The organism is Photorhabdus temperata (assembly GCF_025384845.1).
Taxonomy (GTDB): domain Bacteria; phylum Pseudomonadota; class Gammaproteobacteria; order Enterobacterales; family Enterobacteriaceae; genus Photorhabdus; species Photorhabdus temperata.
The window spans coordinates 1-26,522 of the sequence record NZ_JAJAFX010000047.1 but is presented as its reverse complement, the minus strand read 5'-3'; the positions used below and the strand labels follow the sequence as shown (position 1 = coordinate 26,522).

The following is a 26,522-nucleotide window of genomic DNA, read 5'->3' as shown; positions in this document are numbered from 1 at the left end:
GGTATGCAGATACGCTACTCACGCGGCCAAAATGCGATTGATGTACATCCCGTTCCGCTATCCGTACCCGATTTTGATACGTTTGAACGTACAATTTTGACGGATAAAACCGCTATTGGTGTTAAGGATAACGACGATAAATTAATACTGGGTAAGAAAAAGAAACGCTTACCGTATATCTGGCGCTACCCAAAAGATAGCGCTCTTGGCCGAGTTGCGACAAACGTTGCTGAATGTTGTTACCTTTCTCTCGACTTAGACGGTACTACGGCGGAAGGATGGGAAACCGTCAAAGCTTTTCTAAATAGTTTTCGCGGTTTTGCTTACACAACGGCCAGTCATTTACATCCTTCGGCGGCTAGCAAACAGCGCTGGCGGATTGTACTAGCCACCTCTCGTACTGTTTTGCCGGAGGAGCTGCGGCGTGTTGGTAGCGCTTTTGAAGCCTTGATCATGGATGGCTATGATTTGATCTGTGATGCACCGATTAAATGGGACAATCGCGTTTACCAACCCTCACAAATCTTGTTTCTGCCTGATGAACGAGCGGAAAATGTGACATTTCAGGGCGTGCCCGTTGATGTCGATGCTTTACTGGCATCCGTACCGCATGACGAAAATCATGTTATTCAACCTATGGATCTGGATAGCTTTGATAGAGATGTCAAATTACATCAACTTAATGAATATGTTTTTACTGACCTGCGTAGCGCGCTATGGCATCCCTCTATACTTACCCATGCTGAAAGCTACCCGACTTGGGTCGATATGGGTAACAGGTTAGCTTGGTTCAAATTTACAGAGTACGAAGACCAGGTGCGCGATTTGTGGCTTGAATGGTCAGCAACAGCCGTTAACTCTGATCTCGATTCTGCCGCCGCCAAGTGGGACTCAGACGCACTACGCGCGGAACGTACCGAGTTCACCTCAATTTTTGCACTGGCGCAAAAAGCTGGCTGGAAAAACCCCGCAACAGAACGTGGTTATGTTCAGTCAAATGAAAGTGACTTTGATGTTATTCCTACAAAACAAAATGAACCTGCGCCTTTACCCGCGTTTAAGCGTGATAAGTTCGGTCAGATAGAAGCAACTATCGATAACGTCGCTAAAGCGGTTATGCGACCCGATTTCGTGGATATTGAAATTCGGTTTGACCAATTCAGGGATGAAATCATGTTCGCATCAACCGGTTCAGATCAATGGCAGACGTTTACGGATGCTGATTATTCTCGCTTGCGTATTGCAATGGAGCGCAAGGGTTTTAAACCTATCGGTCGTGAACTGATCCGGGATGTCGTGCTGTTAGCTGCGGATGAACAACCGTTTGATTCCGCCATTCAATGGCTGAAGAGTCTGGTATGGGATGGTATACCCCGTATTGAACGCTTTTATCATACACACTTTGGCGCCGAGGACACACCGTACACGCGTGCTGTTTCTTCTTATATGTGGACGGCGTTAGCAGGTAGGATATTAACCCCCGGTTGCAAAGCGGATATGGTGCCTATTCTCGTAGGGGCGCAAGGTTGTGGTAAGTCAACCGGCGTTGCTGCCTTATCTCCGGACCCGGCTTTCTTTACTGAAATCTCTTTTGCTGAGAAAGACGATGACCTGGCACGGAAAATGCGCGGGCGGCTGGTAGCCGAAATCGGTGAGTTGCGTGGCCTGAATACTAAAGAGCAGGAATCAATAAAGGCTTTTGTTACCCGTACTCATGAGAACTGGATACCCAAATACCGGGAATTTGCCACCCAGTTCCCCCGGCGCCTGGTGTTCATCGGAACCACTAACTCCGATGAATTTTTATCAGATAAAACAGGTAATCGTAGGTGGTTGCCGGTCGAAGTCGGTCAGGTAAATGTACCCGCCATTAAAAATGACTGTATGCAGTTATGGGTAGAAGCCAGAGAAGTAGTTAAACAGTTCGGCGGTATCCAGTTCCACGACGCTGAACGGCTCGCTACCTTAGTACATGATCAATACATGATTAAGGATGTATGGCTGGAAACCGTTGAACGCTGGTTAGATGAATCCGATATCTTAACAGGTGATATTCCGCGAACACGTAAATTTTTACGTGCTAGCGACGTGCTAAGAGAAGCTTTAAACCTTGATTCTCGCAATATCGGTAAACGTGAAGAAATGCGAATTAGCAGTGTTTTGCAAAATTGCGGTTTTAAGCGTGTTCAACGCCGTATTAATGGAAAAATGGTGCGCATTTTTGAACCGGTGTAGCAACCTGTACCAACCCCAGAGCGTAGGTTGGTACATTTTAACTAATTGTTTTCAAAGTAAAGTACCAACCGTACCAACCGTACCAACCTAATTGCTAGAAACCCCATTATATATATAAGGGACTTATAGGAAAGGTTAGAAAAGAGATGGTTCAGGTTGGTACAGGTTGGTACACATTAAACACGTAAAAATTTGCAGGTTCACCAAACAGGAAGTTTTTTGCAGATTCAACATTAAATATGGAATTCACTTTTTATAAACCCATGCCCGTAAGAGCGAATTCATCCACAAAATATTTTTTGGGTACATAAAAATACAGGTACAAAAACGATGCGTAGAAACATTCAACAAGTCTTAGAACGGTGGGGCGGATGGGCTGCGGATGACAGCAGCGGCGTAGATTTTTCGCCCATTGCTGCGGGTTTCAAAGGGCTGGTTCCGTTTAACCGCTCACAGCGCCTTTCATGTTGTGACGCTGACGGCTTGGTCATTGACATTTGTGTGAGCCGCCTGCACGCGGTAAAGAAGCCCGATGAGTTGAAGATGGTCAAGATGTATTACATCTCAGGTTTGCCCAAGCGGGAGATAGCGAGACGTACAAAAACCTCCGAGAGAGAAGTCCGTCGTAGGATGCAAGTCGCGGAGGGCTTTGTGGAAGGTTGTTTGGTCATGCTGGATATCGAACTTGAGATGGACCACGAAGTAGCAACAGCAGATAATTTAAAATAGTAGTGCGGCCCGCAAAAAGTATGCTATTATGACCAAAATGCGGTTTTTACGACCATAGAAAAAGGCTCCTAATTCAGGGGCCTTTTTTTGTTTCAGAGATAACACGCCGAAATGGGGCTTAAGCTTAACGATTTGCTTGAACCCCAATAGTGGCAATTTGTTACAAAAATGTTATATGCATAAACACGTAAATAGTGGTGAGAAAACATAAACTTTTAAGGCTTTGACCCTGTTTTTTGTCTGAACCTAAAAACGCGGGTGCACTTAAGAGTCATTATGTTAAAAAGTCTCTAAAAGCGATCAATTATCTTCTTCCCAGGCTGCGCATTGCGTGGCCTTTTTGTTTTAGCTAAGTGAGGATACATGAGCAGAGAAGACATGCTATATCAGATTTACTATTCATATTGCTTAGAGAAAATGTTGAGTGTTATTACCGATAAGATTAATTGGGCATCCTCTTTCTTGCTGATACTGCTCGGTTCAACCATCGCTGTTATCGGGGGTTATTATACGGTATTTGCAGGATTGTTAATTATTGCCATTGCGACAATGCAAATCATGTTTTCATTCGAAGTCACATCCGAACGCGCTAATAAGCAAGCAGCACGCTATTTGATGCTCTATAACACTTCACATCTGATCATCTCAGATGAAGAATTGTTAAATAGGCTTGTGGATATTCAAGATAATGACAACAGACCTTGGGCCTCATTAGTTTATCCGGCAATGTTACAAGCCAGCCAGATTTTAGGTAGGCCAACTGATATTCAGCTAACTTGGTATGAAAAGCTTATGGCTATTCTGGCTGGCTCAGTGTCTGTGCGCTAATGTTTAATCAACTCTTAAAAACCCTTCACAGGTCACACTTCGGTGTGGCCTTTTTCTTTTCATACCCGTTGAACGGGATCTTAATCCCCAACGGGTATGAAACTCATGGACAAGCAGCCTGATATATGGATGCAGCTATGGTTGTGGCTGCTGTCAGTCAAAGAACAGGGTATCGGTGCAGCACTGGCCGGTTTAATGGCTTACCTTAGGGGTCGATACAACGGGGGTAAGTTCTGGAAGACGATTATTGATGCGCTGATGTGTGCACTTATCGCGTGGTTCATTCGTGATTTGTTGGTCTTCTTAAATCTGAGCATAGATTTGGCTTACATCGGCAGTGTGATTATTGGTTATTTGGGAACTGATTTCTTTGGTCAGCTAATGCGTGGGACTTTAAACCGTAAAGCGGGGATAAAAGAATGAATATGAGTAGAGGCATACGAAACAATAATCCCGGCAATATCCGTTGGGGTGATAACTGGCAAGGTTTGGTACCGGAATCACAGCGTACCGATAAATCTTTTTGTCAGTTTGTCGGTCCTGAATATGGTATTCGGGCAATGATAAAGGTCATTCGGAATTATAACAGGAAATACGGCATTAACACTGTCAGCGGCATTATTTCACGATGGGCACCAAAGATAGAAAATAATACCGAGGGTTATGTTAATCGTGTGTGTAAAGACACCGATGTTACCTGCGACCAGGTTGTTGATGTGTTTAATCAGGCATTTATGACAAAACTGATTAAGGCGATTATTACCGTCGAGAATGGTAGTCAGTCCTATAACAACGCGGTCATTGATAAGGCCTTTTCACTTTTGTAGGGACAGCGTATGACAAAAGGAACAATAATATGTCTGTGTGATATCACCGGAATATTTGCAGAGCCCTGGCTGAATGACGGATACAGTGCATTATTAATAGACCCGCAGCACAATAAATCATCGACAGAAAATCACACAGCTGGTGGAACAGTAACAAAAGTAGCTAATGTTATTGATTCTGCTGAATCATGGCATGCTATTCGCAATGTGAAAAACCCCGTATTTGTTGCCGGATTTCCTCCCTGTACTGACGTAGCTGTCAGTGGAGCCAGGTGGTTCAAAGATAAACGTGAAAAAGACCCGGCATTTCAAATCAAGGCCGCACTTGTTGCAGAACAATGCAAAAACATTGGAAATATGCTGAACGTTCCGTGGTTCTTCGAAAATCCGGTGAGCGTTTTCAGTAGCATATTTGGTAAGCCTGATTATACATTTCATCCTTATTATTTTAATGAATATGAAAAGAATGATAATTACACAAAGAAAACATGTTTATGGGCGGGAAACGGATTCGTAATGCCAGAACCTCGCATGACTTTAAGATTAGGTGAACCAGACGACAGAATTCACAAAGCTCCCCCAGGTAAAGGTAAAGAGCGGGCTAATTTCAGGAGCGCAACGCCGCGCGGGTTTTCAACAGCGGTATACATTGCGAACAGACAGGTATGAAATTCAACGCTCATTACTACACGATACTCGTATTAATCATTATTTCACTGACAGCTTATTACTATCACTCTGAGTTACAGAGAGAACGGCATGTTACAAAGCAGCAGCAAGAAGACATTCAGCAACTGACTGACACTATCGACTATCAGAACTCACACATTACCATGTTGAACGAATTGGATGTGAAACACACAAAGGAACTTGCCAATGCCAAATCTGAAATTGATGCTCTTCGTGGTGATGTTGCCGCTGGTCGTCGCCGGTTGCGTATCGCGGCAAGCTGTAATCAAAGCGAAGCCGGTTCCTCCTCCGGCGTGGCTAATGCAGCCACCGCCCGACCTGACGACACCGCTATCAGGCATTATTGGACCCTCAGAGAGCGAATAGCGGTAATCAATCAGCAGGTATTAGGCTTGCAGGACTACATTAAGACTCAGTGCCAGTAAGAGCCTCGGTTAATCCGGGGCTTTTTTATATTCGAAGGAAAAATAAATGACTAAGAAACTTACAGCAAAGCAAAAGATGTTTTGCTACGAGTATCTTGTCGATCTTAATGCTACGCAAGCGGCGATCCGCGCCGGGTATTCTTCAAAACGCGCAACAGAAATGGGTTATAAGCTGCTTCAAAATCCCCTGGTTCAAGCGCTTATTTATGAGTTGAAACAAGAGCGTATCAACCAATTAGGGATTGATGCCAGTTATGTGCTTTTGCGGCTTGTAGAAATCGACAAGATGGACGTAGCGGACATCCTACATGAAGACATGAGTCTTAAACCCATTTCTAAATGGCCTGGCGTATGGCGTCGCTATCTAAGCGGATTTGACCTTTCTGAGATGTTTGAAGGACGGGGAGAGGACCGCGATTTAGTCGGTATTATGAAAAAAATCAAATGGCCGGATAAAGTGAAGAACCTGGAGTTACTGGGTAAACATGTAAACGTTCAAGCCTTTAAAGAAAACGTTAAGACTGAAATAACAGGTGCGGAGGGTGGTCCGGTACAAATTGATTTAACTGATGAGCAACTTGAAGAGAGATTAAAGGAGATGGGCTATGGCCGTCGCTCAAGTCAGCTCAATGAGAAACTTACAGACTCTTGATGCATACCGACGCAGGGCTATAGAGAAAGCTTGCACATCTCTGATGGATTTCACGCTCTATACCAATTCGCGCTATGAAACCGGTTGGTTCAATGAGTTGTTATGTTTAGAACTCGATCAGTTTCTGAGGGATGTTGAGAACGGCAAGATGCCGAGGCTGATGATATTTGCCCCGCCGCGTTCGGGAAAAAGTGAATTAGCATCAAGAAGACTGCCAGCTTACGCGCTGGGTAAGCATCCAAATTGGCACATTATTTCGTGTTCGTATTCGTCAGATCTGGCTAATCGCATGTCACGCGACACGCAGCGCATTATCGATACAGAAAAATATCAAGACGTGTTTCCGAACACTCGGCTCAATGGAACAAATATCAGGACACTGGCTGGCGGTGCCATTCGTACAGCCGAGTTGTGGGAAGTACTGGACGCTAAAGGTCAATTGCAGGGTGGTTCTTATCGTGCTGCGGGTGTAAACGGTGGTATCACCGGGCAAGGGATGAATATCGGTATCATTGATGATCCTGCAAAGGACTACAAAACGGCCTCGTCACCGGTTTATCAAGAATCGGTAATGGACTGGTATGACACGACCTTTTTTACTCGTGCTGACCCGAAATTAAACGGCATCGTGATTATCTTGACTCGCTGGCATCAGAATGACTTGGCGGGGCAACTTCTTAAACTGGCTGAAGAAGGCGGCGAGTCGTGGCGCGTGGTCAGCTTTCCGATGGAAGCCGAAAAAGAAGAGATCCACGAGCTGAACGGCAAAACGTACAATTTGAGAAAGCCGGGTGAAATCCTGTTCCCTGAACGCATGCCACAGGATTTCGTCGATAAATGCAAACAACGGGGTTCACTTGTCTGGAATGCCTTATATCAGCAACGCCCTACAGCAAAAGGCGGTGGCTTAATCAAATCCGAGTGGTTTAAAGAGTACGCAGTCTTACCCCCGATACGTTGGAGTACGGTCTATGGCGATACAGCTCAAAAAATCAAAGAAGCCAATGACTTCTCTGTTTTTGAACTATGGGGCTTGGGTGAAGATGGCAAGATGTACCTGATTGATCTCATCCGTGGCAAGTGGGAATCGAAAGAGCTTAAACGTCGTGCAGTCGCTTTTTGGGCGAAATGTAAGGCGAGAAAAGATTGCGGTTCTTTGATTTCGATGAAGATTGAAGATAAAGCTTCTGGCACTGGACTGATCCAGGAAATCCAAACAGAGGCTCTATGCCCCGTAATCCCCATCCAGCGGGATAAAGACAAGTTTACACGATTGATGGATGTCCAAGGTTATATCGAGTCTGGATACATCTATCTCCCGGCAGAAGCGGAATGGATAAATGATTTTCTCACTGAAATGGAATCTATCACTCCCGATTTCAACACGCACGATGACCAGTTAGATCCGATGATGGATGCCATTTCTGATATGAAATTTGGCGATTTAGGTATATGGGAAACCTTAGGGAGGCAATAATGGCCTGTAAAAATCGCCGTGACGGCGCGAAAAAGCCCGTTAGGACTGCTGACGGGTACAACAACTTTACCGCAAAACTCGGTGGGTATACATCGAACATTCAGACAGGCGGTACCTACATACCCGGTTACATATCCCGCAACAGAGCTCAGATTGAGTTTGGTTATCGCAGCTCTTTCTTAATTGGCGCTGGTGTCGATGCGATGGCTGACGATATGACGCGTAAGGGAATTACTATCAGCTCACGGATGAAGCCAGACGCAAAAGGTCAGCTCGAAACGCTCTGGGAGGATATTGGACTGTGGGATGAGTTAAACAACACATTGAAATGGTCTCGTTTATACGGAGGGGCGTTGCTGGTGGTGTTGATCGACGGTCAGGACATGTCAACGCCTCTCAATCTTGAGACGATTGGTGAGGGGCAGTTCAAGGGCACGCTATGTCTTGACCGGTGGATGGTCAAACCAACAGACAGTGACTTAGTAAAAGAGTACGGCCCGCACTTCGGGAAACCCAAGTTCTATAACGTGGTGATCAATCAACAGGGAATTCCACCCTGGAAGATTCACCATTCCCGCGTCATTCGAATGGAAGGCGACACGCTACCATTCCAACAGGCTCAAACAGAAAACGGCTGGGGGATGTCGGTTGTTGAGCGTATTTTCGAGCGCGTCCAGGCGTTCGATACTGCAACTGTAGGTACGACTCAACTCATTCACAAAGCGCACTTGCGGACGTATAGCATTGACGGATTAAGACAAATTCTCGCATTAGGCGAGAGAAGTCCCGCATATGCCGCACTGATGAAGCATATGGATATGATCCGCGAATTCCAGACCATCGAAGGCATGACGTTAATGGACGCACTGGACACTTTCCAGACGCATAGCTATTCGTTCGCCGGTATTGCAGATGTCATCCTGCGTTTTGCTGAACAAGTCTCTGGAGCAACGGGAATACCCCTTGTGCGTTTGTTTGGTCAGTCTCCATCGGGTTTCAGTACGGGTGATGGTGACTTGGAGAACTACTATAGCCGGGTTAACACGCTTCAAGAAAGACGTCTCCGCCGTCCGTTGAGATGGCTGCTGGATATCTCACATCGGTCGCTATTTGGTTCGCCATTGCCTACCGATTTTACGTTTGAGTTTAATAAATTATGGGAAATGTCGGACACAGACAGAGCAACGATGGCGAACAATGTAGCGTCTGCAATTGGCACATTAGTAGATCGGCAAATTCTGCCAGTGCATGCAGCAATGACGGACTTACGCAACATGGCGGATGTGATTGGCATTGGGGGTTCAATCACAGATGAAGACATTGAAAGCGCAAAAGCGATCTGGGAGGAGTCTGAATCTGAAACCGGCCCTCCGCCGACGTTCGGAAATCCAGTATCGCAAAAGCCTACAGGCGATAGTCAGCCAAATAAATCAAATCATCACTGGCTCTTACGATGGTTCTCAGGCTAGCGCTGATGCCATCTCTGGTCATCTTATCGATTACTCGTATGTTATTGATGATTGGATTGCATCCGTTGCACATAAAATGTTCCTTCAAGTGGAGGGTGAAGAATGGCGCCAGTGGCGTTCCATGTCGCAAGAGATTTCGGCAGGCTTACGGGATGTGGTTGGAAACACCCCGGTTGGACAAGTAGCTCAAGATATTGTTTATCGACAAATCCAACTGATGAAGTCACTACCGCTTGAAGCTGCTGAACGTGTACGGGAAATTCAAGACCGCGCGATTCAGGCCGTTATCAACGGTGAGCGACCGGACGAACTCTATCAGATGATTATTGAATCCGGGAATGTGGCCGCGAGTCGGGCAAGGATGATAGCACGGACTGAAATTGGCCGCGCGACAATGGCCCTTACACAGGCTCGCGCGTTATCAGTCGGCTCAGAAGGTTATTGGTGGCGTATTGAAGGCGCAGGCACGCGACCCTCACACAGGAAGATGAAAGATAAATTTGTGCGCTGGGAAGATCCGCCCACACTTGATGGGATGACAGGGCACGCAGGATGTCTACCTAATTGTAAATGTTGGCTGGAAGTTCATATACCCCCACCGAGAGAATAACAGGTCGCAAATAGCGGCTTTTTTAATACCTGAAAGCAGGTAACCCATGAAATATTTTTTTACGACGAAGCTTGGTGAAACACGCTATCTACAAGCCGATGGCTCGTTGTTGTGTAAAGACGTACCAATAGCCCGCACGGGTACGCAAACCTATTTGCCTGAAGAAGTTGACTTACAGCCCGATGCTAGTGGGCTTGTCACAGTATACCGGACTGAGGATGAGGTTTTTTCACCGGAAACAATGGCAAGTTTTGAAGGGGTGGCCGTTACGCTCGATCACCCGGAAGATGAAGAAGGCAACATTGTTTTTGTCAATCCGTCCAACTTCTCAGAACTGGCTCACGGGCACATCCAAAACGTCCGGCGCGGCACTGGCGATAAGTCGGATTTGCTGGTGGCTGACATGCTCATCAAGCGCAAAGAGGCTATTGATGCAGTGAATGCTGGAATGACCGATGTCAGTTGCGGCTACGATACGCAATACAAGCAGATAGCGCCCGGTAAGGGCAAGCAATACCAAATCACAGGAAACCACCTTGCCATTGTTAAAAAGGGTCGGGCGGGTTCCCGTTGCGCAATCGGGGATTCAGCCCCAAATTTCAAGTTCAAGAAGGAGAAGCCGGTTATGTCATGGCTTAAAAAGTTGGCGACAGCCGTTAAAACAAGAGACGATGACACGTTAGCGAAACTCATCGATGAAGCACCGGACCTTCCATCGGAGGGGATGGCCGCTATTCCGGGCGCGACAATCAACATCAATGTACCTTCTCAGGCAACCGCATTACCGCCCGCGGAGCGCACCACGGTTGATGACAAGCCCGACAACCCTGAAAAAAAGACAGAGGATAACGACGTGCCAGAATGGGCTCAAAAATTCATGGACTCAATATCAACGCGTTTAGATACGTTAGAGGGAAAAACGGCGGACAGTAACCCTGATGACGAAGAGGAAGACGCGAAAGTGACGGGTGATGCTGCCTACCGTCGCAATATCATTGCTGACGCGGAAATCATTTGTCCGGGATTCAAACCCACAGGGGATAAGTCCCTCAAGCGTCAAGTTCTTAATCATGCTGTACGTACTGGCGATAGCTCTTATCTGAAATCGTTCGGCATTTCGGATTATTCCAAGGCACCGAAAGCCACGGTCGATGCTGTTTTCAACGGGGCAGTCGCGGTTAATAAAGCAAAAAACCATATCCAACCCATTCCAACACGTACAGGCGATCATGCTCAGGCTGTCGCTCGCACTCCGGCAGAACTGAACAAAGTTTACGCCGATTTCTGGAAACGCAACAAATAAGGTAATCACACATGGCAGGAACATCCTATTTAACCCGTATGCCGCTTGGCTTTAACGGGACGGTCACTCGTTTGCGCGATTTGACCACAGAACCCGTCATTCTTGACCAAACCAAGGTATTCGGACAATACGGGCTGGCGGGTAAATACCACGGCGATAAGTTTGTACCGCTAGGCGATGGCGATTCCGCTGATCTCATTGTGGGCATTCTGGTTCGCCCTTATCCCATTCAAGCCCAATCCGACATGGCGCACCTTGGAATAAAAGCGGGCACGACTGGCGACATCCTAAAACGTGGCTATATCGCAGTCGCTGTAAAAGGCGCAGAAAGCGCAAAGAAAGGCGGAAAAGTCTACGTTCGCGTGAAGGGCGCAACGGCAGACAGTCCATTGGGATCGTTTCTTATTACGCCTGATAAGACCGCTGAAAATACACCGGAATTACCGGCAGCTAAAGTGATGGGGCCGGGTGATGCATCAGGCCATATCGAAATCGCATACAACATTTAAGGAACACTATGTTTACTATTGATAAAGCGACAAGAGACTCTACCGGTGTGTTTCTTGCCGGGGAATTAGAGCGCATTGACCAGACGCTTAATTTGCCTCTGGTCTCTTTCAAATGGAACCGCGACATGTCGCTCCGTTCCGATGTGTCTATCGCGGATGAGGTTTCCTCTTTCACTAACACTGACTTGGCAGCAATGGGCGGGGTTAACCCGAACGGGAAAAACTGGATTGGCAAGAACTCGACTGCCGTTGCCGGTATCAGCCTGAACATTGAGAAAACGCCACAGCCATTGACTTTGTGGGGTATGGAAATTGGCTGGACGCTACCAGAGCTGGCATCGGCTCAACAGGTGGGGCGTCCAATTGACACTCAAAAATACGACGCCATGCAATTGAAATGGAATATGGACGTCGACGAGCAAGTGTATATCGGTGACGCCGAGCTAGAAATGACCGGGTTGCTTAATTTGCATCAAGTAACTCCTCGCGCGGCGGCTGCGGCGTGGACGAAAGCAACGTCCCCGGATGATATTGTTGCGGATATCAATATTTTGCTGACGGACGCCTGGCTGGCGTCAGGTTACGCGGTATGCCCGCGCAAAATCGGTTTAGCGCCGGAGCTGTTCGGTCTGTTAGTGAGCAAGAAGGTTTCAGAAGCGGGCAATATCTCTGTACTGGAGTATATCAAGATCAACACGATTGCTTTTCAGGAAAACGGGGAGCCGCTGGAAATTGTCTCCATGAAATGGGCTTCTAAGCGCGGTGCACGTGGTGCCCATCGTATCGTAGCGTACACCCAAGAAGAGAAATATATCCGCTTCCCTCTTGTTCCTCTGTTGAGCACGCCTCTAGAGCCTCGCGGTTTGTATCAGTTGACAACTTACTACGGGCGTCTGGGACAAGTCGAAGTGCCATATGCGAACACCATCGCTTATCTGGACATCCCTGTATCTTGATTAATGGCGGGTTAGTCCCGCTTACTGAGGTTGATATGAAACGATATATGGTTACAGGTAGTGTTACGCTAAGTTTTCCTGATGGCCGCGAGGTAGTGCTTTCGCCGGGTGTCCACGAGTACACTGATGATGTTGCAGAACACTGGGCTTTCACCTCCTATGCGCAAGCGTTGGACAATCCTATAGAGGAACAGGACGACAAAAAGGGGAGGGCCGGCAATGGCAAAAAACAGTCTTCTTCCGACAGTTGATCAATTCCGCACCGACTGTCCTGAGTTTTGCGACAAGACCCGCTACCCAGACGCCGCAATCAATTTCTATCTTAGCCAGGCTGATAGTCTGCTCGATCAAAACGTACACGGTGACCAGTTCGTCTATCTGGCTGAACTCTTCACAGCACATTACGTTGAATTGAGAGGGAAAGCTATCACGGGTGTGGCTATCAGTGGCAGCGTAAGCACTGCGGGTGGCGGCGTATTGACGTCGAAATCCGTAGACAAAGTTTCAATGAGTTACGACACGTCAGGGATTATCAACCCCGATGCCGGATTCTGGAATAACACGGCATACGGAAGAGAGTTCTTTTGGTGGTGGTCCATGTTCGGTGCGGGTGGGAGGCAACTGCTATGAAAAGTGGTCTGACGGTCAGGGCGGACAATGCGGCGGCCATACTGGAATCCCTGAAAAAGCTGTCTGGGATGGACGTGCTGGTGGGCATTCCCGCCAAAAATGCTACGCGGGAGGAGGGGGAAACCCTGAACAATGCGGAAATTGGCTATCTACAGTCTACTGGGGCCGAGGTAGAGCTTAACGGACAAACGGTCACACTTCCGCCGCGCCCTTTCCTTGATGTAGGAATAGAGGATTCACGTGAGGTCACCACGGCACACCTGAAAGCCGCGGCAGAGCTGGCGTTGGAGGGTAAGCAAGATGCCGCTATCCGTGAACTGGAAAAAGCAGGACAAATTGCTCGCGATGCTGCCAAGAAAGTCATCGGTGACGGCGACAGGCTTCACCCCTTATCAGAAAAGACCATTCAGAATCGACGTGATCAGGGTATCCCCGGCGATAAGCCGCTGTACGCCCACGGCTATCTGTTGCGCTCTATCAACTATGTTGTGAGGGATAAAAATGCCACTTCTTGATGTGACTGATATTTTATTTGATCCCGATTTTTGCGATACGACACTGAAATATACCCGGCGTAAGGTCATGGTAGATGATGATGGGTTCGCGACTTCTGAAAAAACGACAAAAGGTTTTGCCGGGGTAGTGACCGTTGATAGTTCTCTTGAGGCCCAGATAAGAATGTCCGGGCAAGTCGTCAGCGGTAATATCCTGATCATCACCACAGAACGGCTGATATCCGGGGAAACGGATAAAACGGGCGATGTGGTGACATATCAAAACCGGGATTATCTGGTTAAATCGGTTGATCCCTATACGGCCTACGGTGCGGGTTTTGTTCAAGCCCATTGTGAGCTATTACCATTTGATGGAGGGATACCCATTGAGTGATAGCACCCAACCCGGCTGGCTTACACCTTTGTCCGCCCCGGACTATGATCGTGAAGTAGAACGAAAGTTATCGCGCTGGATAAGCTCGGTTAGTGGCTTGCCGGGGAAAATGATGTTTCCGAAATGGCAACCGAACGATGAAACGCGCGTCTTTCCCAGTAATAGTACTGACTGGTGCGCGTTCGGGATCTTGTCGATGGTTTCCGATGATACACCCGCTTTCGTTAATCAGACGGATGAAAGTACCGAATTATGGCGGCATGAGAAAATTGAATGCCTGATTTCATTTTATGGCCCGGCAGGGCAGCACCATTGCACGCAATTCCGGGATGGGATCACACTCAGTCAGAACAACGACGAATTAGGGCGTTTCGGTCTATCACTGAGCCACTACGGCTGTATTTTTGCTGCGCCTGAACTCATCAACAATCAATGGGTGCGTCGTTATGACATGACGATCACCCTGCGGCGGAAAGTCGTGCGTGAATACGGTGTTAAATCGCTGGTGGAAGCGCCGGTTAAATTCTTTGGAGATTAAATTATGCAGGGTTTACCTGTTTCAAATATCGTCAATGTCACGATAAACATGGCCCCGCGCGCCGCGCAATCGCGAAACTTTGGTTCCTTGCTGATCGCGGGGGCCAGTACGGTGATTGATACTCACGAGCGGTTACGCTTGTATGCCGATATTGATGGCGTCGGGGCTGATTTTGGGCTGGATACACCAGAGTACCAGGCTGCGGCACTTTATTATTCCCAGTCACCGCGCCCGGTTGATCTGTATATTGGCCGATGGGTAAAAGATCAGGCGCTCGCTGTCTTAAGGGGCGCGATACTGACGAAGCAACAGCAAGCCATCAGCAACTTTACGGCTATCACAGATGGATCTTTTAAGTTAACGATTAACGGTAAAGAAGCGGTATACAGCAGCATTGATTTGAGTAAAGAGACGAATCTGAATGGTGTTGCCCAGCGGATAGCGGAAAAGCTGAAAGATTGCACAGTGACGTGGGATACATCACGGTTTGTTGTGACGTTACAGACATCGGGTACGGTGGGTTATGTTTCATCAGCCAGTGCAGGGACTTATATCGGTGACCTGTTAAAACTGGATCAAGTCGCTGGCGCTACGGCTATCGAGCCGGCCAAAGCAGAAACCATTGCTGAGGCGGTGGCAACATTGGGAGCGGTGTCCAGCGGTTGGTACGGATTAGTTATCGCTGATGACACGCTGACGGATAAAGATATTTTGTCTGTGGCCGACTATATCGAATCCGCATCCGTTTCCCGTATTTATGGACATACCGCACAGAAAACAGCGGTATTGGAGGCTGATGTTGATACCGATATCGGATCACAACTGAAAGACGGAAACTATCAGCGTACCCTCTGGCAATACTCATCGGGTAAACCGTATACCGTGGCTTCTCTGATGGGGCGAATGTTTACCGTCAATTTCAATGGCAATAACACCACCATTACCCTGAAATTTAAACAGGAACCGGCAGTAACCGCTGAAAATCTCACCGCAACCCAAGCCAACGCCCTGAAGAAGAAAAACGGCAATGTCTTTGTTAAATACAACAATGACACCGCCATTATTCAGGAAGGCGTCATGGCGAACGGGGATTTCATTGACGAGCGTCATAGCCTGGATTGGTTACAGAACTACGTTCAGAACAATCTTTATAACCTACTTTACACCAGCACCAGCAAGATCCCACAAACTGACGCAGGCGTTACGCGCTTACTAACCAATGTTGAGCAATCACTTGGTCAGGCTGTTACTAATGGGCTGGTGGCCCCTGGAGTTTGGAACGGTGGGAACATTGGACAAATCCAACCGGGCGATACCTTAACTAAAGGCTATTACGTCTATGCGCCGCCCATTGCGACACAGGCACAAGCTGACAGGGAAGCCCGGAAAGCACCGGTTATCCAGTGCGCTATCAAACTAGCGGGTGCTGTTCATTATGCTGATGTCATTATTAATGTGGTTCGTTAAGAGGTAAACATGGCTACTTATTCATTTATGGATGTTTCGGCATCCCTGACAGGTCCGACCGGGGTTATTGATGTCGGGTATGGCTCGGCAACTTCGGAGGAAGGGATCACAATCACGATGACCGAAGCCAAGAACACGATGACCATCGGTGCAGATGGTGAAGGGATGCACTCATTACATGCGGGAAAATCCGGCTCTATCACAGTGAACTTGCTGAAAACCTCACCGACGAATAAGAAACTCTCGCTCGCTTATAACGCACAATCGCAGTCATCGGGGACTTGGGGGAATAATGTTTTTCTGATACGTAACCTTGTTTCCGGAGAAATCACGACAGCGCGGGGCTGTGCTTTTCAGAAGCAACCCGATTACACCAACGCTAAAGACGGTGGAACCGTTGCGTGGGCGTTTGACTGTATCAAGATAGATCAGGTGTTGGGGGAGTTCTAACGATGGAATTTGAAATCAAGGGTATTCAATACCGTACGGCAAAGCTGAACGTCTTCGATCAGTTGAAAGTGTCACGTAAATTATTGCCCGTTCTGGCTGGGCTGGTGTCTGATATTCGTGCGGTACAGACAATGGCGCAAGGCAATAATATGGAAGGCGCTTTAGAGAAGGCGCTGCCTAAGATTGCACAAGCCGTTTCTGATTTAAGTGACGAAGATTGCAATGCGATCCTCTATCCATGCTTATCAGTGGTATCGCGTCAGCACGGCAAAGGATGGACCGCGGTGTTTTCACAAGGGGTATTGCATTTCGATGACATTGACTTGCCAACCTTGTTGCAACTTGTCGCGAGAGTGATCGGGGACTCTTTGGGAAATTTTTTGCACGCACTCCCCGCACAAGAGACGCCAATCCCGCCAGCGGCTTAACACTCGATACTCTGCCTGATGGGGAAGATTATCTGATGCGCCCCGTCGATGCCGGATATATCCAATATCCTGATCTCTTAAGCGGCACCGTTGACCTGGCGGATATCGCCCGCATGAACGACTGGCTGGATTTAAAAGCCGATAACGAGGCCCGCATAGCACGCTGGAGAGAGGCAAATGAGCGGTAATGTTGACACAATTAAAGACTTCCTTATCAGTCTGGGGTTTGATGTAGACGAGAAAGGCCGGGGTAAATTTGACGCTGTGGTGAAAGGCGTCACTGCCAACGTGCTTAAGCTGGGTACCGCGGTTGAAGGGGCAGCACTCACCATTGTCGGCTTTACTACCAAAATTGCAGCGGGTTTGGATAAGCTTTACTGGCAGTCGCAACGTACCGGGGCAACAGTCGCCGGCATCAAAGCGCTCAGTTATGCCGTTTCACAGATGGGCGGAAGTGCAGAAGCCGCACAAGGCGCACTGGAAAATATGGCGCGGTTTATGCGTAATAATCCCGGTGCGGAAGGGTGGCTTAATCGGCTCGGCGTTCAAACTCGCGATTCATCCGGCCAGATGCGTGATGCTGCAAGCATACTGGCGGGAGTTGGGCAGAAACTTAGCAATATGCCTTACTACCGGGCTAATCAATATGCGCAGATGCTCGGTATTGATGAAAATACGCTGATGGCTATGCGCCGCGGGTTAGCGGGTTTCACTGCTGATTATCAGATGATGTTGCAGAAAACCGGGTTCAATGCCGATAAAGCGGCCCAGCAAGCGAACAAGTTCACTACGGCACTACACGGCTTTAACGCGCTATTGGGTATATTACGCGATAAAATTGGCTCTAATCTCGCCAACGGTTTAGCGAGTTCCTTCGACTCGTTACGTCAGAAGATACTTGATAATTTCCCAAAAATTGAAGCGACGCTGACCAAAATTATCAAAGGCATTTTGTGGTTTGCTGAGGTCTTTAGCCGGATGGTTTACCGGGTAGTTCAAGGTATTGGAGAGGTTATAGATTGGTGGAAGCGACTGGATGAAAGCAGCAAAATGCTGATTGCCATGTTCGGCGCTGTCGTTGTTGCCTGGCGTTTACTCAATAGTGCATTTCTGATGTCCCCCATCGGCATAATCACGGCATTAATCGGTGCGCTTCTTCTGCTCTATGACGACTACAAGACCTGGAAAGAGGGCGGCAAAAGCCTGATTGACTGGAGTCAGTGGGAAAAAGATATCGACCGTGCGGTTAGTGCGTTTAAAACCATTGGGAAATGGATCAAGAAAGGTGTTGACGGCATCGGCGGCTGGAAAAACGCCTTTTTGATACTCGGTGGCATCGTTGCTACGACGTGGGCTGTGAAGATGCTCGCTGGATTCGCCAAGGTTTCTGCTGCACTAACCCCCTTGATGGCTCGTCTCGCTCCACTCTTGGGGCTGGTGGCATACGGTGGATATCTGTACAGTGATTGGGACAATATCAAACAAAGTGCAGCGACGTCGTGGGACTATAACACCCGGCAAATTAAAAGGGGGATCGGGGACTTTGGTCAATGGTTAGGTATAAACAATGACTGGGCTAGCAAACATCAGGGAGGCTTGCCAAATCCGGTCACGGCAGATATCCCTGGTATGCCCGGTGCACCGACTCCACCCCCTGCGCCTGAATACAAGGAGAGGGGCTTACGCAACAACAACCCCGGCAACTTGAATTTTGCGAAGCAACGAGGCGCTGCACTGGAGAGCCCCGGTGGACGTTTTGCCCGATTTGAAACGGCGTTTGACGGTTTGCGAGCGCTCTCACGACAGTTAACGTTGTATGCCTCGCGTGGACTGACAACGATACGCGGCATTATCACGAAATACGCGCCACCGGAGGAAAATGATACCGAAGACTACATTGCTGTTATATCTAAGTTGCTGGGTGTTGATCCGAACGCCCAATTAAATTTACGGGACCCACAAATGTTAACCGCGCTGATGAACGGCATCATCCAGCGCGAAAATGGTCGTAACCCATACAACAGTGAACTTATCAGCAAGGCGGCAATTGCCGGGAGTGGTGGCGTTCAGCAAACAACGAACATTACCGTTCATGGCGCAACGGATGCGAAAGCCACGGCGAATGAAATCGCGAGTCGGCAAAATGGGGTGAACGCACGGTTAATACAACAGGTGAGCTAATGGATATTTTATCAGCGATTTTTCAGCAACAAACCCGGTCGTTTGGCACTGAAAGCATGTTGCTTGTGCCGAGCGTCGTTATTGCTGAAAAGCACACAGACGCGCTTGAAATCACAGAGCACCCTGTCGAAATCGGCGCTGCGGTCAGCGACCATGCCTACAAAAAACCCTCTGAAATTGTGATGGAGCTGGGTTTCGCTGGTGGGGGTTCGCTTCTCGATTTTGTTGATACGTCAAAGATTGGCTTGAGCATGGGCTTAAGCCCGAAAGAGACCTATCAGAAGATCCTCAACCTTCAAGAGTTACGAGAGCCCTTTAATGTCATTACCGGCAAGCGCACTTACGAAAACATGCTGATTAAAGCGATTGAAGTCACTACGGACCGGCATAGTGAGAACGTGCTGTTATGTACGTTGACGTTACGTGAAGTGATTATTACATCAACTCAAAAAGTACAGGTCGCGGAAAAAGAGGTCATGAAAACCGGTGTAAACACATCAGCGGTTGAGAACTCAGGCACAAAAACATTAAAGCCGGTCAATGAGTCTGCTTTATCAGAAATAAAAGAAGGCGCCGTTAATGCATTTAAAAGTTATATAAAAGGAGGCGGCTGATGCAAGTATCAGAAATTCCGCTCACGGCGAACAATCAATTTTTTGCAATTAAGCTGGGAAATACCGATATCAAGATGCGCCTGATTTACCGGGATGCTGCGGGTTGGGTGATGGATATCCAGGATAAATCGGGGGTGGATCTGCTGGTGGGGGCACCACTCATACCGGGTGTGAACCTGCTTGAACAATATCCTTATCTTGGTATTAACGGCATGTTAGTTATTGCCAGTGATGCAGACAGCGCGGAATACCCGACAGACACAAATCTTGGGTTATCCAGCCATTTATATTTTGTACAACCATAAGGTAAAAATATGAGTCAGAATTGGTTACGTCATTTTGAATTAATGCTAGTAGACGATCAGGGGAAAGGGATAGTTCTGTCAGATTTTAAAGTGACCTTTAATATTGAGTGGTTCACTATTAGTAATCCGCGCGTTGCAACGTTAAAGATTTACAATCTGTCAAAAGATACCAGCAATCGGATACTGGGTAGCGAGTTTTCGAAGATAAAAATTATCGTTGGGTATGACGGAATAACCCCAACCGTTCCTGAAAGCGAAGTCGGTAAAGCCCGCACCGTTGAGCCGGGAACCACTGGACAGCGTGACGGCAAAAATTACGGGGAGATCTTTAGCGGAGATATTCGCTATACGATGACGGGTCGTGATAATCCCACTGATACCTACACTCAAATTCAGGCGTGTGACGGTAACGAAGCCTTTATTAATGCTTTCACCAATCAAACCCTGGCGGCAGGGTATACTCTGAATGATGTCTATAACCTTGCTTTGCGAAGCCTGGAACCTTACGGTATCACTGCGGGAGCTAAACCCAAAATGCCGGATACTGTCTTTCCTCGCGGAAAAATGTTTTTCGAAAAGACGCGATATGTATTAGACAATATCGCGCAGCAATGTAAGGCCAAATGGCAATTTGTGGACGGTAAAGTCGAAATGCTGACGGATGAAATGGCCGTGCATAATGTTGTGGTGTTAAACAGCCGGACAGGATTAATTGGTATGCCGCAACAGACCATTGGCGCGGGCGTTAACGTGAAGTGCTTAATTAATCCGAATATCCGGGTAAATGGGTTAATTCAGTTAGATGAAGGCTCGGTATATAGAACAGTGCTGCCTAATGACGCTATAAACAAATCAGGTGATGAGCAGCAAAAAGATAATAAACAACAACGGGAAGGTAAACTCGTAGAAAAAAATGATAACGGGAACCTTTACGTCAGCGGCGTGTCTAATCCTCCAGCGAGTATAGCTACTGACGGTGTATATATCGTCAGGGGCATTATGTATACTGGTGATACTCGCGGCAATGCATGGTACCAAGAAATGATGTGTGAGGCACGCGGGGCAGCTGATATTGCCAGTCCAGCAGCAGTCAACAGAGGATTTTGAGGGAAGGTTATTAATGAAGTTGCTTAAACTAATTATGTTACCTTTTTTGGTCATGGGGTTTGTCACTGGCGTTAATGCCGCTGCGCTTTGTGGTGGCTATAAAATTACGGTAGGTGATGATGGTATGTCCAACATCAATGGTGAAAAGGTAACATCTCAGAAGATAAAGTTTTTAAAAGAAAAAGATGACTGGGATCAGATAAAAATGGACATGGGCCTCATGCCCGCCCGCGACGGCAACATGTACGGCTTCCAGTTTATCAAGCGGAACGGCAAGGCGTGGCTAAACGTCCAGTTGCTGCAAAACGCGATGGACGCACCGAAGATCATCGGTTCGTTTCCGTGTAAGAAAGTGGCGGATTGAGCTTGTCATATAGACCAAGGATGGTGAGCCTGAAACATCTTGATTGTTGAACTAGAGGTTCAATCGAACTATTATCACCATAGCGAGTTAGGAGGGAGCTATGACTAGATTAGCAAGAGTGATGCGTTACTTTACTGCGCCTCCTGATAAAATTCTAATGTGGATCACAAAAACGTCTGCTCACGGAACCACGGCAGATAATGGAAAGATAATTGTTGATGAGAATGGAAACTTATCATTAAACCTAAATAATAAAGAAGCTCAAGAAGCCTTTCTTGCAAACGTAAAAGTGATAAGTGGCGGATTAATCCGATGTATCAGATGTGAAACAGCGGCAAGAACACACAAGAGGTCTGAATGAGTTCAGAGAAAATAGCTTTCATTTTTCCCGCCACAAAAGATGCCAGAGATAGGGAAGAGCCGATCCTCAGTTTTCGATGTCCAGCATTGCCTGTTGAGACGAAAATCATTATTGCTGTCGCTTTTGTTGGGCTTCACCAATCTAAAGACTATCTAATTTCTATCGATATTACTGACAGCAACGGCACAACAATTCTACATGGTCGGACAGAAGATATACCCGCAAAGGTATCAGTAACCGCTGATGATCTTGAGGCAGAACCAACAGACGTGCCGGGTTTTTTGAGTGCTTCGGTTTCGATTAGGGTAATAAATACTGGGATTTATGCAATAAAATGTTCTATAGCCCGTGCTGATACGCCTGACGAGACTATTCATAAATCAGAAGCCCACTTTAGAATGATTTTATCGGAGGCGCATAATGAGTAGTGAAGATTCTGTCATTGATGGCACGAGATTTTCTAATGGCCGGTGGTTAGCTGATCGTGTTTCGCGTAGACATTCACATGATAATGGTTCATCATTCAAACAGGGTGGTGGAAACGGTGGAGGTGGAGATATGGAGGCCCGTGTAGCTCGTCTCGAATCAGACGTTGAGCATATCAAAAAATCTATAGATGAAGTAAAAACTGACGTACGAGAAATGAGAAAAGACGCACGTTCAGACTTCCGCCTGTTATTTGGTGCGATAATTGCCGTGGCTCTTGGATTAGCTGGTTTAATGGCTAAAGGATTTCACTGGATTTAATTTAACAATCCTATTATTTACTAAACCGCTTAACTGCGGTTTTTTTATTGTGAGGTCACCCATTGGTTAAGTTGACAAAGCAAGAAATAAGGCAGATTGGTGCCGATTATACCAGTTGCGATGCCTCAAATAATTTTCCATCCGAAGTTTCCTATTTAATGAAAAAGCATAAAGTGTCTAGGAGCGCGATACGTATTGATGCGCGACACCCTTGCGGGGAAGATTGCATTTTTATAAAAAAAGACGGAGTGGAATTTTGGGGTGGTTACATTGATGATCAGTTTTATGAAGAAATGAATTCATAACCTGCTCTGGCAGGTTTTTTATTATGGAGTTTCCCCATGCCAGTCTTAACCGAATCAAGAACCGGCGATTTATCAGAAACATTGAAAGCCACAAATCGTTCTCTCTCTTCTCAGCTTAGAGTTGCCATGCCGGGCATTATTCAATCGTTTAATGCTGAGGCGGCAACGTGTGTTGTTCAGCCTGCGATTAAAAGTGGTATTGCTGACCCGGAAGGGAAAACCACTTCCGTATCCTTACCCCTGCTGGTGGATGTACCCGTTATATTTCCAAGAGGCGGTGGCGTGACGCTAACGTTCCCGGTAAAAGCGGGTGATGAATGCCTGGTTATATTTGCTGATCGCTGCATTGATTTCTGGTGGCAATCTGGCGGCGTACAAGAACCGGCAGACCAGCGGCAACATGATTTATCTGATGCCTTTGCTATTGTTGGCCCACAATCACAGTCAAAGAGAATACCGGGTATCAGCACAAGCACCGCGCAACTGAGAAGTGATGACGGCGCGGCGTATATCGAACTCGATCCCGGCAGTCATAATGTCACTGTGGTCACACCGGCAAAACTCATTGCCACTGCACATGGCGGTACTGAAATCACCTCACCTGAAATCACTCTGAACGGTAACGTCACCATTAACGGCAACTTATCGCAGGGGATGGGTGCGGGTGGCGGAACGGCAACGATGCAAGGCCCGGTCGCGGTGAACAACGATCTGACCGCGGGTGGCATAAGCCTGATGAACCATACGCACGGTGGCGTGCAATCGGGCGGCAGCAAGACGGGAGGTCCCCAGTGAGATATCGACGTGAAGACGAGAGCGGTGATTACAGTTTCGGACAGGGAGACCATACGTTTCTGACGAATTCGCCCGAAGCCGTTGCGCTGGCAGTAAAAACCCGGCTTGCACTATGGCGTGGGGATTGGTTTCTAGATATGAAAGAGGGTACACCCTATGTTCAGTCAGTGCTTGGAAAACAGCGATCTGATGTTTATATCCTTGCCGTTCGGGACCGTATTCTAAAAACCCAGGGCGTTAAATCGATTCTTTCTTTTGATACCCGTAATGATGGCACGACACGCCGCCTGACATTCACCGCCACTATTGACACCCTCTACGGACAAATCACGGTAACAAGCGAGGCATAATGTTAAATCTAGATACGTTAAGGCTGGCCGCAACTGTGACAGCTTCAGGCATCAGTGCGCCTGATTACCAGACCATTCTGAATAAAATTACGGAATTTGCTCGTCAGATATACGGTACCGATGCTTACTTGGAACCCGATAGCAAAGACGGGCAGATGCTAGCAATTTACGCGTTAGCAATACACGATGCGAATAATGCCGTCATAGCGGCTTATAACTCGTTTAGTCCGGCAACAGCAACCGGCGCAGCGCTGTCTAACAACGTCAAAATCAATGGGATAGCGCGGCATACTTCTACTTATTCAACTGTTGATGTCAAATTAATTGGTGCTGTCGGTACTACGGTAAAAAATGGCATTGTGCGAGACAAACAAGGTTATGCCTGGACTCTTCCTGATACGGTTTCGATAGGTCTGCATGGGTACGTAATAGCAACAGCGACTTGTCAGACTAAAGGTAAGATAACCGCATTGCCGGGAGACGTTACTATCATCGGAACCCCGACGCAGGGCTGGCAAAGCGTAACTAATTTAGCCGCAGCAGCTACAGGCCAGCCCATCGAATTGGATGCCGCCTTGCGAGAACGGCAACGTAAATCTGTAGCGTTGCCATCTCGGACTGTGTTAGACGGAATTCAGGGCGCCATCAGCTTGATACCGGGTGTCGTTCGTCGGCGTGGGTTTGAGAATGACACTAATGTGACGGACAACAACGGCATTCCGCCGCATTCGATTGCAATGATAGTTGATGGTGGTGATGCGAAACTGATAGCGAAGACCATAGAGACAAAGAAAGGACCGGGAGCAGGAACCTTTGGCGATACTGAAATTAAGATAGCCGATAGCTATAGCATTCTGCACCCGATTCACTTTTCACGCCCGAAAGACGTGCCGGTATTCGTTGAGATAACCTTGACGGCATTTGAGGGATATACAACGCTGGTAGGCGATAGAATTCGTGCAGCAATCGCAAGTTATATCGATGCTCAGTTAATTGGTGATAACGTTTATTTAAGCCGTTTATTTTCTCCTGCAAATTTACGTGATGAAGAAGGCTTAACTTATGACATTTTTGAAATTCAAATAGGCAGGTCAGAGGATGAGGTATCACCGAGCAATTTAATTGTTATATTTGATGAAGCGGTTACATGTAAGCCAGAGCATATTAAGCTAATCGCGAGGTGACGATGAGAGATTATTTATCACTGATTACCCCTCAGCATAGAACGGCAAATAAATTTGTTACTCACATCGATTTAATTACCCGGCCACTATCTAATATTGCTACTGTTGCAGGTCTTTTGAATACCCAATTCTCAATTGATGAGGCGGTTGGGGTTCAACTAGACGCAGTAGGAGAGTGGATTGGCATATCTCGGTATGTCAAAACGCCGATTGTCGGGGTGTATTTTGCGCTCGATACGGAAGGCGTGGGGCTAGATGAAGGGAGCTGGAAACGGCAATATGACTCTGATTCCGGCTTTACAGAGCTTGATGATGAAACTTACCGAACCATATTGCGCACAAAAATTCGAGCGAATCACTGGGATGGTACGAATGAAATGCTAGCTGAGATTTATCAGGGAGTAATTCCCGACGAATCTGTATTAATATTTTTCGTTGATAACCAAGACATGACGATGGATGTTTATGTTACTGGCGGTGTCGTGCCAGAAGTTGTTAAAGCGGTTATTCAGCAAGGATATTTAAATATTAAACCCGGAGCAGTCAGAGTTAATAATTATACCAACTCTGAAAATAAAGGAGTTATTTTCGGATTTGATTCAGACAGTAAATATATCGCCGGATTTGATGCAGGCGGTTGGTCCATTCTATTAAATTAAGAGTAAAATTAATGGCTAAGAATGAGTTTTTAACCTTCGGCATGGCGGAGGGCGCTAACGTATTGTCAAATGACGAGTACGCAGCGTTAGCAGCGAGAGTAAATGGGTTTAGCGCGGGTGTTGCCAAGTCCCGCGAATTAAATAAAGCCTGGCGGCAATCATCTATTATTACGCATATTCTTGCTGATTTTATCGCAAAAGAATCTGGCAATGATGTTCTGGATAATGGGAATATCGACGCTCTGAAAAGTAATTTGGCATTAGCAATTAAAAATGCCCTGCCGGAAGTCCGTGACGCCACACTCACAGAAAAAGGCATAATACAATTAAGTAACGCTACAGATAGCACCAGTGAAAGGCTTGCTGCTACTCCTAGGGCCGTAAAATACGCTTATGACTTAGCAAATACGGCAAACAATAACGCCAACACCAAGCTCGC

36 protein-coding genes are annotated in these 26,522 nt (G+C 47.2%); all 36 read left to right on the top strand.

Annotated elements, in window-relative coordinates; all coding sequences use genetic code 11:
• The first annotated feature begins 3 nt into the window (after positions 1-3).
• Positions 4-2,235, top strand: a complete 2,232-nt coding sequence (locus tag LGZ99_RS17270) for a virulence-associated E family protein (protein ID WP_036839560.1) — start codon at positions 4-6, stop codon at positions 2,233-2,235.
• A gap of 330 nt (positions 2,236-2,565) precedes the next feature.
• Positions 2,566-2,964: an antiterminator Q family protein gene (locus LGZ99_RS17265; RefSeq protein ID WP_036839559.1), complete on the top strand. Its 399-nt coding sequence runs from the start codon at positions 2,566-2,568 to the stop codon at positions 2,962-2,964.
• A 363-nt stretch (positions 2,965-3,327) separates the two neighbouring features.
• Positions 3,328-3,792 (top strand): hypothetical protein, encoded by a 465-nt coding sequence (locus LGZ99_RS17260; protein ID WP_036839557.1) that lies wholly within the window; start codon positions 3,328-3,330, stop codon positions 3,790-3,792.
• A gap of 96 nt (positions 3,793-3,888) precedes the next feature.
• Complete coding sequence (locus tag LGZ99_RS17255) at positions 3,889-4,215, top strand: phage holin, lambda family (RefSeq protein WP_036839556.1); 327 nt, start codon at positions 3,889-3,891, stop codon at positions 4,213-4,215.
• A 2-nt stretch (positions 4,216-4,217) separates the two neighbouring features.
• Positions 4,218-4,619, top strand: coding sequence for a structural protein (locus tag LGZ99_RS17250; RefSeq protein WP_036839592.1), 402 nt, complete (start codon positions 4,218-4,220; stop codon positions 4,617-4,619).
• Between the two features lie 9 nt (positions 4,620-4,628).
• Entirely contained in the window at positions 4,629-5,288 is a 660-nt protein-coding gene (locus LGZ99_RS17245) for a hypothetical protein (protein WP_036839554.1), read from the top strand.
• Complete coding sequence (locus tag LGZ99_RS17240) at positions 5,285-5,734, top strand: lysis protein (RefSeq protein WP_036839552.1); 450 nt, start codon at positions 5,285-5,287, stop codon at positions 5,732-5,734. The genes LGZ99_RS17245 and LGZ99_RS17240 overlap by 4 nt, the downstream gene beginning before the upstream one ends.
• A 46-nt stretch (positions 5,735-5,780) precedes the next feature.
• The gene (locus LGZ99_RS17235) at positions 5,781-6,386 is read left to right on the top strand and encodes a terminase small subunit (protein ID WP_051769512.1); all 606 of its coding nucleotides are present in this window, start codon (positions 5,781-5,783) and stop codon (positions 6,384-6,386) included.
• The gene (gene terL / locus LGZ99_RS17230) at positions 6,340-7,863 is read left to right on the top strand and encodes a phage terminase large subunit (protein WP_036839550.1); all 1,524 of its coding nucleotides are present in this window, start codon (positions 6,340-6,342) and stop codon (positions 7,861-7,863) included. The genes LGZ99_RS17235 and terL overlap by 47 nt, the downstream gene beginning before the upstream one ends.
• Positions 7,863-9,332: a DUF1073 domain-containing protein gene (locus LGZ99_RS17225; protein WP_036839548.1), complete on the top strand. Its 1,470-nt coding sequence runs from the start codon at positions 7,863-7,865 to the stop codon at positions 9,330-9,332. The genes terL and LGZ99_RS17225 overlap by 1 nt, the downstream gene beginning before the upstream one ends.
• Before the next feature lie 76 nt (positions 9,333-9,408).
• A complete protein-coding gene (locus LGZ99_RS17220; protein WP_023044716.1) occupies positions 9,409-9,942 on the top strand; it encodes a phage head morphogenesis protein in 534 nt (177 codons plus the stop codon).
• Positions 9,943-9,988: 46 nt separating this feature from the next.
• Positions 9,989-11,245 carry a DUF2213 domain-containing protein gene (locus LGZ99_RS17215; protein ID WP_166310240.1) on the top strand — a complete coding sequence of 419 codons (1,257 nt, stop codon included), beginning with the start codon at positions 9,989-9,991 and terminating at the stop codon, positions 11,243-11,245.
• A gap of 11 nt (positions 11,246-11,256) precedes the next feature.
• Entirely contained in the window at positions 11,257-11,754 is a 498-nt protein-coding gene (locus tag LGZ99_RS17210; protein WP_023044718.1) for a structural cement protein Gp24, read from the top strand.
• A gap of 8 nt (positions 11,755-11,762) precedes the next feature.
• On the top strand, positions 11,763-12,710 hold the full coding sequence (locus tag LGZ99_RS17205; protein WP_166310241.1) for a DUF2184 domain-containing protein: 948 nt from the start codon (positions 11,763-11,765) through the stop codon (positions 12,708-12,710).
• 47 nt (positions 12,711-12,757) lie between these two features.
• The gene (locus tag LGZ99_RS17200; RefSeq protein ID WP_262979377.1) at positions 12,758-12,961 is read left to right on the top strand and encodes an STY1053 family phage-associated protein; all 204 of its coding nucleotides are present in this window, start codon (positions 12,758-12,760) and stop codon (positions 12,959-12,961) included.
• On the top strand, positions 12,930-13,340 hold the full coding sequence (locus LGZ99_RS17195) for a DUF4054 domain-containing protein (protein ID WP_023045947.1): 411 nt from the start codon (positions 12,930-12,932) through the stop codon (positions 13,338-13,340). Before LGZ99_RS17200 ends, LGZ99_RS17195 begins: the two co-directional genes overlap by 32 nt.
• Positions 13,337-13,855 (top strand): hypothetical protein, encoded by a 519-nt coding sequence (locus LGZ99_RS17190; RefSeq protein ID WP_036839533.1) that lies wholly within the window; start codon positions 13,337-13,339, stop codon positions 13,853-13,855. Before LGZ99_RS17195 ends, LGZ99_RS17190 begins: the two co-directional genes overlap by 4 nt.
• A complete protein-coding gene (locus LGZ99_RS17185; RefSeq protein WP_023045945.1) occupies positions 13,842-14,228 on the top strand; it encodes a hypothetical protein in 387 nt (128 codons plus the stop codon). The genes LGZ99_RS17190 and LGZ99_RS17185 overlap by 14 nt, the downstream gene beginning before the upstream one ends.
• Positions 14,206-14,766, top strand: a complete 561-nt coding sequence (locus LGZ99_RS17180; protein ID WP_036839530.1) for a phage neck terminator protein — start codon at positions 14,206-14,208, stop codon at positions 14,764-14,766. Before LGZ99_RS17185 ends, LGZ99_RS17180 begins: the two co-directional genes overlap by 23 nt.
• A 3-nt stretch (positions 14,767-14,769) precedes the next feature.
• On the top strand, positions 14,770-16,233 hold the full coding sequence (locus LGZ99_RS17175) for a DUF3383 domain-containing protein (RefSeq protein WP_200875290.1): 1,464 nt from the start codon (positions 14,770-14,772) through the stop codon (positions 16,231-16,233).
• Positions 16,234-16,242: 9 nt separating this feature from the next.
• A complete protein-coding gene (locus LGZ99_RS17170; RefSeq protein ID WP_036839524.1) occupies positions 16,243-16,683 on the top strand; it encodes a phage structural protein in 441 nt (146 codons plus the stop codon).
• Between the two features lie 2 nt (positions 16,684-16,685).
• Entirely contained in the window at positions 16,686-17,111 is a 426-nt protein-coding gene (locus LGZ99_RS17165; RefSeq protein WP_023043386.1) for a phage tail assembly chaperone, read from the top strand.
• A 35-nt stretch (positions 17,112-17,146) separates the two neighbouring features.
• A complete protein-coding gene (locus LGZ99_RS17160) occupies positions 17,147-17,299 on the top strand; it encodes a DUF6889 family protein (RefSeq protein WP_023043385.1) in 153 nt (50 codons plus the stop codon).
• The gene (locus LGZ99_RS17155; protein WP_262979376.1) at positions 17,289-19,292 is read left to right on the top strand and encodes a lytic transglycosylase catalytic; all 2,004 of its coding nucleotides are present in this window, start codon (positions 17,289-17,291) and stop codon (positions 19,290-19,292) included. Before LGZ99_RS17160 ends, LGZ99_RS17155 begins: the two co-directional genes overlap by 11 nt.
• Positions 19,292-19,906, top strand: coding sequence for a phage baseplate protein (locus LGZ99_RS17150; protein ID WP_036839518.1), 615 nt, complete (start codon positions 19,292-19,294; stop codon positions 19,904-19,906). The genes LGZ99_RS17155 and LGZ99_RS17150 overlap by 1 nt, the downstream gene beginning before the upstream one ends.
• Positions 19,906-20,211 (top strand): phage baseplate plug family protein, encoded by a 306-nt coding sequence (locus tag LGZ99_RS17145; RefSeq protein ID WP_036839516.1) that lies wholly within the window; start codon positions 19,906-19,908, stop codon positions 20,209-20,211. The genes LGZ99_RS17150 and LGZ99_RS17145 overlap by 1 nt, the downstream gene beginning before the upstream one ends.
• 9 nt (positions 20,212-20,220) lie before the next feature.
• Positions 20,221-21,318: a baseplate hub protein gene (locus LGZ99_RS17140; protein ID WP_262979375.1), complete on the top strand. Its 1,098-nt coding sequence runs from the start codon at positions 20,221-20,223 to the stop codon at positions 21,316-21,318.
• A gap of 13 nt (positions 21,319-21,331) precedes the next feature.
• Positions 21,332-21,682 (top strand): STY1065/STY2022 family phage-derived protein, encoded by a 351-nt coding sequence (locus LGZ99_RS17135; RefSeq protein ID WP_390894034.1) that lies wholly within the window; start codon positions 21,332-21,334, stop codon positions 21,680-21,682.
• 100 nt (positions 21,683-21,782) lie between these two features.
• Positions 21,783-22,043 carry a hypothetical protein gene (locus LGZ99_RS17130; RefSeq protein ID WP_262979374.1) on the top strand — a complete coding sequence of 87 codons (261 nt, stop codon included), beginning with the start codon at positions 21,783-21,785 and terminating at the stop codon, positions 22,041-22,043.
• On the top strand, positions 22,040-22,471 hold the full coding sequence (locus LGZ99_RS17125) for a hypothetical protein (protein ID WP_023045868.1): 432 nt from the start codon (positions 22,040-22,042) through the stop codon (positions 22,469-22,471). The genes LGZ99_RS17130 and LGZ99_RS17125 overlap by 4 nt, the downstream gene beginning before the upstream one ends.
• Positions 22,464-22,790, top strand: a complete 327-nt coding sequence (locus LGZ99_RS17120; RefSeq protein ID WP_228939987.1) for a hypothetical protein — start codon at positions 22,464-22,466, stop codon at positions 22,788-22,790. Before LGZ99_RS17125 ends, LGZ99_RS17120 begins: the two co-directional genes overlap by 8 nt.
• 341 nt (positions 22,791-23,131) lie before the next feature.
• Entirely contained in the window at positions 23,132-23,890 is a 759-nt protein-coding gene (locus LGZ99_RS17115; protein WP_023045871.1) for a phage baseplate assembly protein V, read from the top strand.
• Positions 23,887-24,240 (top strand): contractile injection system sheath initiator, encoded by a 354-nt coding sequence (locus LGZ99_RS17110; RefSeq protein WP_023045872.1) that lies wholly within the window; start codon positions 23,887-23,889, stop codon positions 24,238-24,240. Before LGZ99_RS17115 ends, LGZ99_RS17110 begins: the two co-directional genes overlap by 4 nt.
• Positions 24,237-25,424, top strand: a complete 1,188-nt coding sequence (locus LGZ99_RS17105; protein ID WP_036839510.1) for a baseplate J/gp47 family protein — start codon at positions 24,237-24,239, stop codon at positions 25,422-25,424. Before LGZ99_RS17110 ends, LGZ99_RS17105 begins: the two co-directional genes overlap by 4 nt.
• A 2-nt stretch (positions 25,425-25,426) precedes the next feature.
• The gene (locus tag LGZ99_RS17100; protein ID WP_036839508.1) at positions 25,427-26,083 is read left to right on the top strand and encodes a baseplate wedge 1 family protein; all 657 of its coding nucleotides are present in this window, start codon (positions 25,427-25,429) and stop codon (positions 26,081-26,083) included.
• Between the two features lie 11 nt (positions 26,084-26,094).
• On the top strand, positions 26,095-26,522 hold a 428-nt coding region (locus LGZ99_RS17095; protein WP_262979373.1), incomplete at its 3' end, for a phage tail protein.